This is a genomic window from Brevibacterium gallinarum (assembly GCF_014836885.1).
GTDB lineage: Bacteria > Actinomycetota > Actinomycetes > Actinomycetales > Brevibacteriaceae > Brevibacterium > Brevibacterium gallinarum.
In genome coordinates this window covers 90376-103719 of the sequence record NZ_JACSPY010000002.1, presented here as the reverse complement: position 1 = coordinate 103719, position 13344 = coordinate 90376, and the positions used below count along the sequence as shown (strand labels likewise).

11 protein-coding genes are annotated in these 13344 nt (G+C 68.5%); 5 read left to right on the top strand and 6 right to left on the bottom strand.

Going from position 1 to position 13344, the window contains the following annotated elements; translation table 11 throughout:
- Window positions 1-122: 122 nt before the first annotated feature.
- The 6 genes from H9634_RS02735 to H9634_RS02710 all read right to left on the bottom strand — a co-directional run bounded on the left by H9634_RS02735 (window position 123) and on the right by H9634_RS02710 (window position 6620).
- Window positions 123-1529 carry a dihydrolipoamide acetyltransferase family protein gene (locus tag H9634_RS02735; RefSeq protein ID WP_191725270.1) on the bottom strand — a complete coding sequence of 469 codons (1407 nt, stop codon included), beginning with the start codon at window positions 1527-1529 and terminating at the stop codon, window positions 123-125.
- Window positions 1530-1537: 8 nt separating this feature from the next.
- On the bottom strand, window positions 1538-2512 hold the full coding sequence (locus H9634_RS02730) for an alpha-ketoacid dehydrogenase subunit beta (RefSeq protein WP_175293591.1): 975 nt from the start codon (window positions 2510-2512) through the stop codon (window positions 1538-1540).
- Window positions 2513-3613, bottom strand: coding sequence for a pyruvate dehydrogenase (acetyl-transferring) E1 component subunit alpha (gene pdhA / locus H9634_RS02725; RefSeq protein WP_191725269.1), 1101 nt, complete (start codon window positions 3611-3613; stop codon window positions 2513-2515).
- Between the two features lie 402 nt (window positions 3614-4015).
- Window positions 4016-5539 carry a hypothetical protein gene (locus H9634_RS02720; RefSeq protein WP_191725268.1) on the bottom strand — a complete coding sequence of 508 codons (1524 nt, stop codon included), beginning with the start codon at window positions 5537-5539 and terminating at the stop codon, window positions 4016-4018.
- Complete coding sequence (locus tag H9634_RS02715; RefSeq protein ID WP_191725267.1) at window positions 5536-6207, bottom strand: hypothetical protein; 672 nt, start codon at window positions 6205-6207, stop codon at window positions 5536-5538. The genes H9634_RS02720 and H9634_RS02715 overlap by 4 nt, the downstream gene beginning before the upstream one ends.
- Window positions 6204-6620 carry a hypothetical protein gene (locus H9634_RS02710; RefSeq protein ID WP_191725266.1) on the bottom strand — a complete coding sequence of 139 codons (417 nt, stop codon included), beginning with the start codon at window positions 6618-6620 and terminating at the stop codon, window positions 6204-6206. Before H9634_RS02710 ends, H9634_RS02715 begins: the two co-directional genes overlap by 4 nt.
- Before the next feature lie 217 nt (window positions 6621-6837).
- Here H9634_RS02710 and purB point away from each other — a divergent pair, with 217 nt between their 5' ends.
- From purB to H9634_RS02685, 5 genes are all read left to right on the top strand, one after another.
- Entirely contained in the window at window positions 6838-8259 is a 1422-nt protein-coding gene (gene purB / locus H9634_RS02705) for an adenylosuccinate lyase (protein ID WP_191725265.1), read from the top strand.
- Between the two features lie 5 nt (window positions 8260-8264).
- Window positions 8265-9296: a proline racemase family protein gene (locus tag H9634_RS02700; protein ID WP_191725264.1), complete on the top strand. Its 1032-nt coding sequence runs from the start codon at window positions 8265-8267 to the stop codon at window positions 9294-9296.
- 172 nt (window positions 9297-9468) lie between these two features.
- On the top strand, window positions 9469-11076 hold the full coding sequence (locus H9634_RS02695; RefSeq protein ID WP_191725263.1) for a succinic semialdehyde dehydrogenase: 1608 nt from the start codon (window positions 9469-9471) through the stop codon (window positions 11074-11076).
- Between the two features lie 130 nt (window positions 11077-11206).
- A complete protein-coding gene (locus H9634_RS02690; protein WP_191725262.1) occupies window positions 11207-11950 on the top strand; it encodes an IclR family transcriptional regulator in 744 nt (247 codons plus the stop codon).
- Window positions 11943-13343: a YfcC family protein gene (locus tag H9634_RS02685; RefSeq protein ID WP_191725261.1), complete on the top strand. Its 1401-nt coding sequence runs from the start codon at window positions 11943-11945 to the stop codon at window positions 13341-13343. Before H9634_RS02690 ends, H9634_RS02685 begins: the two co-directional genes overlap by 8 nt.
- Window position 13344: the final 1 nt, after the last annotated feature.

The window sequence follows — 13344 nt, the reverse complement described above, 5'->3', positions numbered from 1 at the left end:
TCTTCCTGCCCCGGCACCCTGGACCCCTCTGCCCCGGCTACGACCGGCAGGCACCTGCACACGACAGCGGGCCCGCCCCGAAAGGGGAGCGAGCCCGCTGTGTCAGTGCAGAGTCACCGCACTCACATGAGCATGAGCGCCGGGTCCTCGAGTGCACGGCCGACGTCGGCGAGGAACTTCGAGATGACCTCGCCGTCGACGAGCCGGTGATCGGCTGAGACCGCCAGCGTCGTGATGTCGCGGGCGACGATCTCATCATCGACGACCCAGGGGCGCTTGCGGACCTGGCCGAAGGCCAGGATCGCCGCCTCTCCCGGGTTGATGATCGGGGTGCCGGCGTCGACGCCGAACACGCCGACGTTGGTGATGGTGATCGTGCCGCCGGCCTGATCGGCCGGTGCCGTCTTGCCGGCCCGCGCAGTTGCGGTCAGCTCGCCGAGTTCGAGGGCCAGGTCGCGCAGTCCCATCGCGTGTGCGCCCTTGATGTTGGGCACGATGAGTCCGCGCGGGGTGGCCGCGGCGATGCCGAGGTTGACATAGTGTTTGACGACGATGTCATCGCCGTCGAAGCACGAGTTGATCCGCGGGTTGCGCAGCGCAGCCCAGCACACGGCCTTGGCGACGATGAGCAGCGGGGAGACGCGCACGTCTTCGCCGAGCTGCTTCTTCGTCTTCAGGCGCCCCACCAGCTCCATCATCGCGGTGACGTCGACGTCGAGGAACTCGGTGACGTGCGGTGCGGAGAAGGCCGAGTTGACCATCGCCTGGGCCATGAACTTCGTGACGCCCTTGAACGGGATCCGCTCCTCGGTTCCGGTCGCCGCCTGCTGGCCGGCAGCCGGCGCCGAGGAGGCGGCCGGCTGGGCAGCCGAGCCGCCGGATTCGATGTGGCCCAGCAGGTCCTCGCGGGTGACTTCTCCGCGCGCACCGGTCGGGGTGACGTCGAGCAGGTCGATGCCCTTGGTCTTGGCCAGCTTGCGCACCGGCGGCTTGGCGAGCACCTTCGGGCGCTCAACGCCGGTGCCGCCGGGCTGCTCCTGCGGTGCGGCGTCGGCCGGCTGTCCCGGCTCTTCCTGCACCTCGGGCACCTCGCGGGCGGGCGCCTCGGTCTGGGCGGGCTTGGCCGCCTGAGCCTTGCGCGGGCGGCGCTTCGACGAGTCGGCGCGCACACCGTAGCCCACCAGGTTCGGTCCGGCGCTGCCATCGGCGCCGTCACCGGAGGACTTCTCAGCCTGGCCGCTCTCGGCCCGCTCGCCGGCTGCACCGGCATCGGAGCCGCCGTCGCCGGAGCCGTCACCGTCGAACTCGATGATCGGGGTGCCGACCTCGACGGTCTGGCCTTCCTCGACGAGGATCGCGGAGATGGTCCCGGCCTGCGGGCTGGGCAGTTCGACAAGCGACTTGGCGGTCTCGATCTCCACGAGGATCTGGTTGACGGTGACAGCGTCGCCGACTGCCACCTTCCACGAGACGATATCGGCTTCGGTCAGACCTTCGCCGACGTCGGGGAGGTTGAAGAGGTTCGACATGCAGGTCCTTAGTAGGCGAGGGCGCGATCGACACCGTCGAGGATGCGATCGAGGTCAGGCAGGTAGTGGTGCTCGAGCTTCGAACCCGGGTACGGGGTGTGGAATCCGCCGACCCGCAGCACCGGCGCTTCGAGGTGGAAGAAGCAGCGTTCGGTGATCCGGGCTGCGATCTCCGAGCCCAGGCCCAGGAACACCGGGGCCTCGTGCGCGATGACGAGCCGGCCGGTCTTCTTCACCGAGGCTTCGATGGTGTCGAAGTCGATCGGGTTGAGCGAGCGCAGGTCGATGAGCTCGATGCTCGTGCCCTCCTCGGCTGCGGCGGCCACCGCATCGGCGGCAGGCGGCATGAGCGGGCCGTAGGAGACGAGCGTGACGTCGGTGCCCTCGGTGACCACCTGGGCGGAGTGCACGTCGAGACCGCGGTTGTCCATGTCGACGTCCCCGCGCATCCAGTAGCGGCGCTTGGGTTCGAAGTACATGACCGGGTCCGGGCTCTTGATGGCCTCCTGGATCATCCAGTAGGCATCGTGCGGGGTCGACGGCGAGATGATCCGCAGTCCGGCATGGTGGGCGAAGACGGCCTCGGGGCTTTCGGAGTGGTGCTCCGGGGAGCCGATGCCGCCGCCGTAGGGCACGCGGATGACGACCGGGACGTTCTCCTGGCCCAGGGTCCGGTTGTGCAGCTTCGCCAGCTGGGTGACGATCTGATCGTAGGCCGGGAAGATGAAGGCATCGAACTGGATCTCGACGACCGGGCGGTAGCCGCGCACGGCCATGCCGATCGAGGTGCCGACGATGCCGGACTCGGCCAGCGGCGAGTCGATGACCCGATGCTCGCCGAAGTCCTTCTGCAGTCCCTCGGTGACGCGGAAGACGCCGCCGAGCTTTCCGATGTCCTCACCGATGAGGACGACCTTCGGGTCGTCCTCCATCGCCTTGCGCAGGCCTGCGGTGATCGCTTTGGACAGCGCCAGAGTCGTCATTTACCGCGCTCCTTCAGCTGTGTCGGCGAACGAGTCGAGGTAGTCGAGGTAGGCGGCCTTCTCCTCTTCGATCAGCGGGTGCGGGTCTTCGAAGACGTTGTCGAAGATCTCCGAGACGTCCGGCTCGACCATCGACACGCAGGCCTCGCGGATGCGGGCGGCCAGGGCGTCGGCTTCTTCGTCGACCGAGGTGAAGAAGTCCTCGCCGGTGTCGGTCTCGTTCTCCAGGTAGATGCGCAGGCGCTTGATCGGATCCTTGGCCTTCCACTCCTCGGTGACCGCGTCGTCGCGGTACTTCGTCGGGTCGTCAGCCGTGGTGTGAGCGCCCATCCGGTAGGTGTAGGCCTCGATGAGCATCGGGCCGTGGCCGGCGCGCACCGAGTCGAGCGAGGCGCGGGAGACGGCGTACATGGCGATCGGGTCGTTGCCGTCGACGCGCACGCCGGGCACACCGAAGCCCTGACCGCGGGTGTAGAGCGGGGCCGGGGTCTGCACGCTGGTCGGCTCGGAGATGGCCCACTGGTTGTTCTGGCAGAAGAAGAGCACCGGTGCGTTGAAGGCGCCGGCGAAGGTCAGCGCCTCGGACACGTCGCCCTGGCTGGTCGCACCGTCGCCGAAGCAGGCGATCGACACGGCATCGCGCTCCAGGTCGCCGGTCCCGACGTCGCCGTCCATCTGGATGCCCATGGCGTAGCCGGTGGCGTGCAGGGTCTGGGAGCCGATGACGATCGTGTAGGTGTGGAAGCGCAGTGCCTGCGGGTCCCAGCCGGAGTGGTTCTGGCCGCGGAACATGCCCAGCAGGGTCTCCGGCGGAACGCCACGGCACCAGGCGAGGCCGTGTTCGCGGTAGGTCGGGAAGACGAAGTCCTGGGGGCGACTGGCGCGGCCCATGCCGATCTGGGCGGCCTCCTGGCCGAGCAGCGGGGCCCACAGGCCGAGCTGGCCCTGGCGCTGCAGGGCGTTGCCCTCAGCGTCGACGCGGCGCACGAGCACCATGTCCTTGTAGAAACCACGCAGATCCTCGTCGGTGAGTTCTGCAGCGAAAGCGTCGTATTCTCCCGAGCTGACTCGCTCGCCTTCGGGAGTCAGCATCTGAATCATTCGCGGGCCTGACCCAATATCAGGGCTGGCGCCCTGCGCAATATTCGATGTCATGGCGTTCTCCTAACGTCGTGGCCGCTGACCGAGTTCGTCGGTGAAGCGGTCCGAACCAGTGGGGTCGGCGCGGTTGTGCACCCAGCCCCGGCAGTGAGACATTTCACAATGTGGTCACACACTAACGGATTTGCACAGTGTGTGCCAAGCTGACGGGCTGCCTCGAATGGGTGCTCCGAAGCGGTGGTGCGGCCGTGCACCGACCTGCTTCCAGCGTAGGGTCACCACCGCATCGCTGGTAGGCCGCCGCCGAGGTGGGGGCAGGGTTTTGGCGTTGTCGAACAATTGCTTGGACACCCGACCAAATGTCGGCTGGGAACCTTCTGAGAAGCCCCTCTGTTATGTGCGTCACTGCTGCTTTCGCGTGCCCTTGTAGGAGTATCGGGCGGTCGTCGTGCCGGCGAAGAATCCGGCAGCGCTGCCGGTGGCCCACGCGTCGACACTCGGGTCTCCAGAGGCGAGCAGTTTGGCCATGCTCTCGGCGTACAGGGTCCCGTTGTGGGCGAAGCCAGGGCTGGCGAGTGCGGCGTCGATCTCAGCATCGGTCTTGCCGTCGAACATCGGGTGCTCCCGCAGCGCCTCGTAGTCGAGTTCGACCCGGGCGGTCGTCCGGTCCTGTCCTGCCGGATTGTCGGTGCCATCGAGGGTCGGCACGATGTCCTGGGCGTGTTCGAGCGAGAGCACTTCGATGCCGTCGGGGATGTCGAAGTCGCCGACCGGGCTACCGGTGGTCATGACGGCGGTGACGTTGACGCGCTTGCGGAACTCCGGGTCGGCCGCGAGGCTCGCGGCGGTCATGCCGCCTTGGGAGAACCCGGTGATCATCACCTCGTCACCGGGAGGGATGCCGGCGTCCTCGATCGCCTGCCTGACGGTTTCGCGCATGACGCTGTCGTATCCGGCTGCGGTTTCGACGTTCGTCGTCATATCGGTGCCGTTGCGGCTGGGGTCCGCGCTCCAGTCGGTGGTGGCTGGGACGTAGATGATCCAGCGGGTGTTGCCGTCTGCGTCGACGATCTTCTCGATCTGCACATCTCCGTTGTCCTTGCCGCGGTGGGAGTCCAGGGTGCGTTCGAGCAGTTCGGTGGCGTCCTTCGGTGCGGTGGCCCGCTGCGGGTTTGGTTGCCGGTGCTTGCCGCCGGTGACGGTGACGTCAGTGGAGTCGAACAGCCCGAACTGTCGGCCGGCGATGAGGATGATCCCGGCGAGGTCCTCTGTCGACTGCGGGCCGGTGACGGTGCCGAGCGGGCCGGGCAGGCCGAGGAACCCGCCGATGAAGCCGGGCAGGACGTGTTCGATGAGCGGCTGGGCGAACTCGGGGTGGTGGGCGAGCGCGGTGCCGATCTTCTCCAGCTCCCGGCTGGCGGAATCGGCGAGGACCGTGTGCTTTCCCGTCGTGATGAGGTGCAGCGCGGTACCACCGGCGACGATGAGTGTGATGGGGTTGGCCAGCACGGCAGCACCGACGACAAGCCCGATCCCGGCCCCGGCGACAACGGCGGTGCGGGCCATGTGGCCGAGTGCGACGCCGGCAGCGGTGGCCGCGCGGGAGAAGATCTCCTCTGCTGCCTGTTCGCTGGCCCGGTAGGCGGCAGCGCTGTTGCTTAGCACTCCGGCTGTCAGCAGCAGCGAGCCGGCAGTCGATCCGCTGCGCAGCAGGAAGTCGTTGATGCGGCCCTGCAGCTGGAGGGCCGCGGGCATGGCCAGCGGGCTGATGACGAGCCGGGAGATCGTGGCGTCCGATGCCGCTGCCCCGCGCAGCACAGTGCCGAGGTCGCCTGCCGTGGAGATGAGGACATCAGCGGTGTGGTCGAAGTCGTTGAGGTGGGCGTGGATGCCGCCGGCACCGCCGCTGACCTGGATGCCGCTCATCGCCGGATCTCCTCCTCTTCGATCGCCAGTGCTGCGGTGGCGGCGATGAGGTCGCCTGCCATGCGGATGCGGATCCACTGCTGGAATCCGGTGCCGTCCAGTTCTGCGTGCATCTGCTCCCATACGTCGGCACCGAGCAGCGCGCTCACTCCGTGCGGACAGTCAGGGCAGTCGTGGATGACCCACCGGCGGGCCCGGACCGGGTCGATGCGGTCGCTTAAGAGGCAGGTGACGGTGCGCTGCCCGTCGTCTGGAATGAGAGCTGTGATGACATCGCCGATCTCCGCTGGGGCGCAGGTGGTGCCGATGAACCCGGCTGGTGTGGGTTGATCAGGGGTGTGATGACGGCACAGCAGCACGCAGGTGTGGCCGAGGAGGGCTGCGACGATGAAGAGCTCGCGTTCGTCGAGGGTGATGCTCACGCTCCATCGCAGGCGTCCGGCGGCCAGCACGGCGCTGGCCTGCCGGACCCAGTCCTCCATCTCATCTGCGCTCGGCAGCTGCGCGCCGGCAGCGGCTGCCGCGGCATCATCGAGCGGTGTCGTGCGCGTTCGCCGCTCGGGGACGAAGGCCGGTGGCCAGTGTGCCAGGTCAGCGGCGTCCAGGTGGGTGAGAGCTGCTGCGGCGATCGGCAGCCAAGCGCGGTGGTCGGGCGCATGCGTGCTCATAGGCCCAGCGCCTGTCCGACCGGTGAGCTGCGCAGCTCAGACAGGTAGTGGTCGTAGGCTTCGACGACGGATTGGGCCTCAGCGGCCAGCGAGCCGACCTCACGGGCGTGCTCGTCGATCCGCGCGCGGAACACCTCGGCGGCGGATGAGACCCAGCCGACGGAACCCGATTGCCGGCACACCGCCTCGGCTCTGGCGCATTCCTCGGCCACCCTCATCCACGCTGCCTGCGACTGCTCGACATCGGCCAGCAGGCCTTCGAGTGCTGGCATGAGATGCGGTTCGATGATGTGCTCTTCGACCTGGTCTTCTGCCCACTCCCTGCCGGCCCTGCCGACCTCGATGGTCCTGCCGACCGCCTTGTCGACGATCGGCTTGGCCACCGGCCAGACGTACCCTGTGTGTCCACCCATGCCGGAAGTCTCACCGGCGCGGTCACGGTGGGCACCGCCTCGGGCGCGGGGTGTGGATGATCGCCCCGCGTCCACATGTGCCGTCGGACCGGCGTCAGCCCCGCTGCTCATCCCACGCGAACGATGACTGTGCGAGGTTGTCCTGCAGCTCGGAGCGGACGCGTGCGGCTGAACCCGTCAGTCCCGCCCGGGCGCGCCGCATGAGATGATAGGGGCCATGACTCGCGCATCGCTCTCTTCGCTTGACCTAGCCCTTGGACCCCTCGACGGCCGCTACCGCGCCGACGCCGCCCCGCTGCTGGACTACCTGTCGGAGGCCGCGCTCAACCGCAACCGCATCCATGTCGAGGTCGAATGGTTCATCCACCTCGCCGACAACCGCGTCGTCCCCGGCACGCGCGAGCTGCTCGATGACGAGAAGGCGCAGCTGCGCGGGATCGTCGAGAACTACGGCCAGGAGACCATCGAGCAGCTGACGACCTTCGAAGCCGTCACCGTCCACGACGTCAAGGCCGTCGAATACACGATCAAGGAAGCACTGTCGTCGATCGGCGCCGATGACCTCTCGGAGCTCGTCCACTTCTGCTGCACGTCCGAGGACATCAACAACCTCTCCTACGGTGTCGGCATCAAGGGCGCAATCGAGGACATCTGGCTGCCGCGGGCAGCCGCGCTCATCGACCAGCTCGCCTCGATGGCCGAGGAGCTGGCCGAAGTGCCTATGCTCTCCCACACCCACGGCCAGCCGGCGACCCCGTCGACGATGGGCAAGGAGCTCGGCGTGTTCGTCCACCGGCTGCGCCGCCAGTACGAGCGGATCCGCGACACCGAGTTCCTCGGCAAGATCAACGGCGCGACCGGCACCTACTCGGCGCACACGGTCACCGTCCCCGAGGCGGACTGGCCTGCCCTTGCCCGTGCGTTCGTCGAGAAGCTCGGGCTGACCTTCAACCCGGTCACCACGCAGATCGAGTCGCATGACTGGCAGGCGGAGCTGTTCGCCGACATCGCCCGGTTCAACCGGATCGCCCACAACCTCGCCACCGACATGTGGACCTACATCTCGATCCACTACTTCAAGCAGATCCCCGTCGAAGGCGCGACCGGCTCGTCGACGATGCCGCACAAGGTCAACCCGATCCGGTTCGAAAACGCCGAGGCGAACCTCGAGATCTCCTGCTCGCTGCTCGACACGCTCGCCGAGACGCTCGTGACCTCGCGGATGCAGCGCGACCTGACCGATTCGACCAGTCAGCGCAACATCGGCGTGGCACTCGGGCATTCGGTGCTCGCGCTGGGCAACCTCGTCAAGGGCCTGGAGAAGCTCGCGATCGACACCGACGCCCTCAATGCGGACCTCGAGAGCAACTGGGAGGTGCTCGCCGAGGCGATCCAGTCGGTCATGCGCGCGGCCTACCTGACCGGAGTGCCGGGGATGGACAACCCGTACGAGAAGCTCAAGGACCTCACCCGCGGGCACCGCGTCGACCAGGCTGAGCTGCAGTCCTTCGTCCACAGCCTCGGGCTGCCGCAGGAGGACGCGGACCGGCTCGCCGCACTCAGCCCGGCGACCTACACCGGCCTGGCCGCCGAGATCGCAGCCGAGGCGGTGGCCGCCTGGCGCGCAGCCACGCGCTGATCGCCGTGATCGACACCGTCGACTACCACACCGGCAGGGAGCCGTTCCGGATCGTGCCCGCCCCGCCGGTCGCCCTGCCCGGTGCCACGGCCGCCGAGCGGCGGATGCACGCGCAGGTGCCCGGCAGCCCGCCCGATGAGCTGCGCCGCCTGCTCGTGAGCGAGCCGCGCGGGCATGCCGACATGTACGGCGGGTTCCTCGTCCCACCCGATGATGAGGGCGCCCACCTGGGGGTGCTGTTCTGGCACGCCGACGGGTTCTCCACCGCCTGCGGGCACGGCATGATGGCCCTGGGAGCGTGGGCGATCGAGACCGGGCGGGTGCAGCGCTGCGCTGAAGGCCCGACCGAAGTCGTCATCGATGTGCCCTCCGGCCGGGTGCGGGCGCTCGTCCACACCGAGGCGAGTGGGACGGTCACCGGCGTCGACTTCGCCAATGTCGCCTCCTGCCGCATGCACACAGGTGTCGAGCTGGCCACCAGCCGGGGGCGCAGCAGCGTCGACATCGGCTTCGGCGGGGCGCTGTACGCCCATGTGCGCGCCAGCGACCTCGGGCTGGCCGTCGACGCCGCCCACCTGCCTGAGCTCATCGCGCTGGGACGCGAGATCAAAGCGCTCCTGACCGGCACCTCGGCGGCGGCCTTCCCCGCCGATGACCGGCTGGCCGGAATCTACGGGGTGATCTTCTACGACGAGATCGGCGCCACCGGCGCAGGCGTGCACCAGCGCAATGTCACGATCTTCGCCGACGGGCAGGTCGACCGCTCCCCGTGCGGTTCGGGCACCGCCTCACGGGTGGCGGTGCTGGCGGCCGCGGGCCGGCTGACGGCCGGGCAGACGCTCACCCACGACTCGATCGTCGGCTCACGGTTCACCGCCTCCTACCGGCACACCGCCTCGGTCCCGGTGGGACTGCCCGGCCGGCCTGCGCTGCCCGGGGTGCTGCCGGTGATCACCGGCACCGCCCACCGCACCGGCACGCACAGCTTCACCGTCGATCCGCGTGATCCGCTCGTGCCCGGCTTCGTGCTGCGGTGAGTCACCGGCAGTCCGCCGGCGCGTTCGGTCATGGCTGCGGCGTTGGCGTCGAAGGCGTCGCGGTCGATGACGCCGAAGGGCGCGCCTAAGTGGGCGACGGCACGGCGCAGCTCCGGTGTGACCATGGTCGCAGTCTAGCCGCCTCAGCCGGGGTGGATGAGACACTGGACACATGAGCACAGGCACCGTTGAGACCGCCCCGCTGACCGACACCCGGGCCGCGCAGCCGTGTGCGCTGCCGGCCCGGCTGCGCGAGTTCCTGCTGGACAACCTGCAGCGCGATGTCGCCGGGACCGGCGCGCAGATCTCCGCGCACCTGCCGTTCACCGGTGAGCCGCTGACGGCCTTCGCCGGGGCGAGCGCGGCTGATGTCGAGGCGGCGATCGCCCGCGCCTCACGCGCGCAGACGGCATGGGCTGCCCGCAGTGTGCGTGAGCGTGCGGCGGTGTTCCTCACCCTGCATGATCTGGTGCGTCGGAACGAGGAGCTGCTCCTCGACGTCGTCCAGGCTGAGACCGGCAAGGCCCGCCAGCACGCCTACGACGAGGTGCTCGACTCCTACAACGTCTGCCGATTCACCGCCCTGGCCGCCCCGCGCACACTGCGCACGACGCGCCGGCGCGGTGCTGTGCCCGGGCTGACCCGCACGGCGGTCGATCACGCGCCGCTCGGGGTCATCGGGTTCATCTCGCCGTGGAACTATCCGCTGTCCCTGGGCGCCAACGACCTCATCGCCTCCCTCATCGCCGGCAACGCGGTGGTGCACAAGCCCGATTCGCAGACGGTGCTCTCAGCGGTGCTCATGCGCCGGCTGGCGATCGAGGCGGGCCTGCCGCGCGATCTGTGGCAGCTGGTGCCCGGCCCGGTGGAGGAGGTCTCCGAACCGCTGCTGGCCGGGGTCGATGGGCTGTCGTTCACCGGGTCGACGGCGGCTGGCCGGTCCATCGCCGAGGCGGTGGCCGGGCGCCTGAAGCCGCTGGTCCTCGAGCTCGGGGGCAAGAACGCGATGATCGTCTGCGCCGATGCCGATATGGACACCGCGATCGACTGCGCGGTGCGCGGGGCGTTCTCCTCTGCCGGGCAGCTGTGCCTGTCGATCGAGCGGATCTATGTCGTCGGCGAGCGCTATGAGGAGTTCGTCGACCGTTTCGTCGCCGCGGCTGAGTCTCTGGAGCAGGGTGCGGCGTTCGACTATTCGCGTGGCCTCGGGTCGCTGACCTCGACGGCACAGGTCAAGAAGGTCCACGAGCACGTCGAGCAGGCCCGCGCGAGCGGCGCCACGGTGCGCTGCGGGGGTTACCTGCGCACGGCGGCCGGCCCGTGGATGTACGCCCCGACCGTGCTCACCGACGTCACCGCTGAGGCCGACCTGTTCGCCTCCGAGACCTTCGGCCCGGTCGTGAGCGTCTACCCGGTCGACAGCGATGCTGAGGCGATCGCTGCGGCCAACAGCCTCGACGTCGGGCTCAATGCCAGCGTCATCTCCGCCTCGGCGTCCCACGGCTGGGAGGTCGCCCGCCAGGTCGAGGCCGGGATGGTGAATATCAACGAGGCCTTCGCCGCGGTGTGGGGTTCGATCGCGGCTCCGTCTGGGGGCATCAAGGACTCCGGGCTCGGGCACCGGCACGGGACCGAGGCGCTGCTCGCCTTCACCCGCACCCGCACGATCGCCCGCCAGTCCCTCCACCCGCTGGCCCCGAGCAACCGGTTGCCGGCCGAGCGCTTCCAGCAGACGATGACGACTGCACTGGCCGCGCTGCGGGCCCTGCGGATGCGCTGAGGCGCAGCCAGCCCACCCACTGAAAGACCCGCTCACCGGCTGACGGTTGTCAGCCGGTGAGATCTGTGTCATAGTCGCCTGGTTCATACAGAGAACTGACGGTTCACTAGGCAAACCAAAAGGTGGGTTCATGATCTCCAGCGTCAACGTCGCCCTCGATGTTCTGCGTCTCGTCGCAGACCACCCCGGCCACGGGCTCAGCGAGCTCGCGCGGCGCTCTGAGATCAACAAGTCGCGGGTGTACCGCATCCTCACGACACTCGTCGAGGCCGGATACGTGCACCAGGGCGCCGACGGCGGCTACCGCCTCGGTTACCAGGCGCTCATCCTCGGCCAGGCCGCCCGCCGGCAGTTCGACATCGTCGCCGCCCTCGATACGGCTGTCGCCGACCTGGCAGAGGAGTTCGATGAGAACATCCAGCTGCGCATCCGCGACGGCCGCGAGTTCGTGCAGATCTACTCGCGCACCTGCACCCAGGTGCTCCGGGTTGAGAGCGCTGCCGGCAACCGCCGGCCGCTCGGCGTCGGCGCATCCGGCCGGCTCCTGCTCGCCTACGCCCCGCAGGACATCATCGACGAGGTGCTGGCCGGACCGGCCGCGCCCCTGCTGGATTCCGAGACCCTCGCTGGGATCCGCGAAACACGTGTGAGCAACTCCCGAGGTGAACTCACCCCGGGAGTCGGCGCGGTCGCCGTGCCGATCATCGACTCCCGCGGCCGCTGTTCGGCCTGTCTGAGCGCCAGCGTTCCGCTGGTCCGGCTCACCGAAGACTATGCACTCGCCCTCACCGCAGCCCTCACCGATGTCGCTGAGCGACTGGCACGTGTCCTGGGCGAGCAGCAGCAGACGACAGGAGACACCTCTCATGGCTGAAACCATCGAGAAGACACAGACCACCCGCAAGCCCCTGAATCCGGCGGTGGTCATGACGATCATCGTCGCCATCGCGGGCTTCCTCACCTACGTCCTGCCCGCCGGCCGCTTCGCCCGCGACGGCGACCTCGTCGTCCCCGGCAGCTATGAGCAGGTGCCCAAGAGCTTCGGCTTCTGGGACATCTTCACCGGCACCGGCTCCGAGACCGCCGCCGCCCCGGTCAGCCTCGTCCAGCTCCTCGCCGCGATCCCGGAAGGGATCGTCGAGCAGGCCGACCTCATCTTCATGGTCCTGTTCATCGGCGGCATGTTCGGCGTCCTGCAGCGCTCCGGTGCCATCGAAGCAGGCCTCGAGCGCGCCCTGAGCCTGACCCGCGGCAACATCATGCTGCTGGCACCGGTGCTCATGATCGTGTTCTCCTTCGGCTCGACGTTCCTCGGCATGGCCAAGGAGTACCTCCTCGTCATCCCGATGGTCGTCGCCATGACCGACCGGCTCGGCATCTCCCGTGTGGCGGGCCTGGCGATCGTCGCGATCCCGGTCAAGGTCGGCTACCTCGCCTCGATCACCAACCCCTACGCCCTCTCCGTCGCCCAGCCGCTCGTCGGCGTCCCGATCTTCAGCGGCATGTGGCTGCGCGTGGTCACCTACATCGTCATGATGGCCATCGGCATCGCCTTCGTTCTGTGGAAGATCCGCCGCGAACGCGCCGGCCAGCCGCCAGCCGACTACGAGTTCGACGTCACCCCGCTCTCGCAGCGGCACACGCTCATCCTGATCACCCTGGCCGCCGGAATCGCCTTCATGGTCTTCGGCTCCCAGCACTGGGACTGGTCGACGACCCACCTGTCGGCCTACTACCTGTTCCTTGCCATCGTCTTCGCCGCCGAAGCGAAGCTCGGCCCCAGCCTCATGGCTGAGTCGTTCGTCACCGGCATGAAGAAGGTGATGATCGCCGCCGTGCTCATCGGCATGGCAACAGCGGTCGCACTGGTGCTCAAACAGGGCCAGGTGCTCGACTCGATCGTCGCCGGCATGGTCGCCACAATCGGCCAGCACGGCCCCTACGTCTCGGCCTACGGCATGCTCATCTCCCAGCTCGGCCTCGACCTCGCGATCCCCAGCACCTCGGGACAGGCGGCAGTCTCGATGCCGATCCTCGGCCCGGTCGGCCAGCTGGCCGGTGTCAGCTCCCAGGCGACGGTCTTCGCCTTCCTCATGGGCAACGGCCTGACGAACATCATCACCCCGACCTCCTCGGGTCTGCTCATCTTCCTCGCCACAGCCGAGGTCGGCTGGGTGCGCTGGGCGAAGTTCGTGTGGCCGCTCGTCGCGATCCTCATCGTCGTCGCCGCTGCCCTGCTGTCGATCGCCGTGGCGGTGGGGTACTGAG

Excerpts from the sequence above, each read along its gene's own strand:
- H9634_RS02685 (WP_191725261.1), top strand. The coding sequence starts at position 11,943 with ATGGCTGAAACCATCGAGAAGACACAGACCACCCGCAAGCCCCTGAAT.
- H9634_RS02735 (WP_191725270.1), bottom strand. The coding sequence starts at position 1,529 with ATGTCGAACCTCTTCAACCTCCCCGACGTCGGCGAAGGTCTGACCGAA.
- purB (WP_191725265.1), top strand. The coding sequence starts at position 6,838 with ATGACTCGCGCATCGCTCTCTTCGCTTGACCTAGCCCTTGGACCCCTC.
- H9634_RS02695 (WP_191725263.1), top strand. The coding sequence starts at position 9,469 with ATGAGCACAGGCACCGTTGAGACCGCCCCGCTGACCGACACCCGGGCC.
- pdhA (WP_191725269.1), bottom strand. The coding sequence starts at position 3,613 with ATGATTCAGATGCTGACTCCCGAAGGCGAGCGAGTCAGCTCGGGAGAA.
- H9634_RS02715 (WP_191725267.1), bottom strand. The coding sequence starts at position 6,207 with ATGAGCACGCATGCGCCCGACCACCGCGCTTGGCTGCCGATCGCCGCA.
- H9634_RS02730 (WP_175293591.1), bottom strand. The coding sequence starts at position 2,512 with ATGACGACTCTGGCGCTGTCCAAAGCGATCACCGCAGGCCTGCGCAAG.
- H9634_RS02710 (WP_191725266.1), bottom strand. The coding sequence starts at position 6,620 with ATGGGTGGACACACAGGGTACGTCTGGCCGGTGGCCAAGCCGATCGTC.
- H9634_RS02720 (WP_191725268.1), bottom strand. The coding sequence starts at position 5,539 with ATGAGCGGCATCCAGGTCAGCGGCGGTGCCGGCGGCATCCACGCCCAC.
- H9634_RS02690 (WP_191725262.1), top strand. The coding sequence starts at position 11,207 with ATGATCTCCAGCGTCAACGTCGCCCTCGATGTTCTGCGTCTCGTCGCA.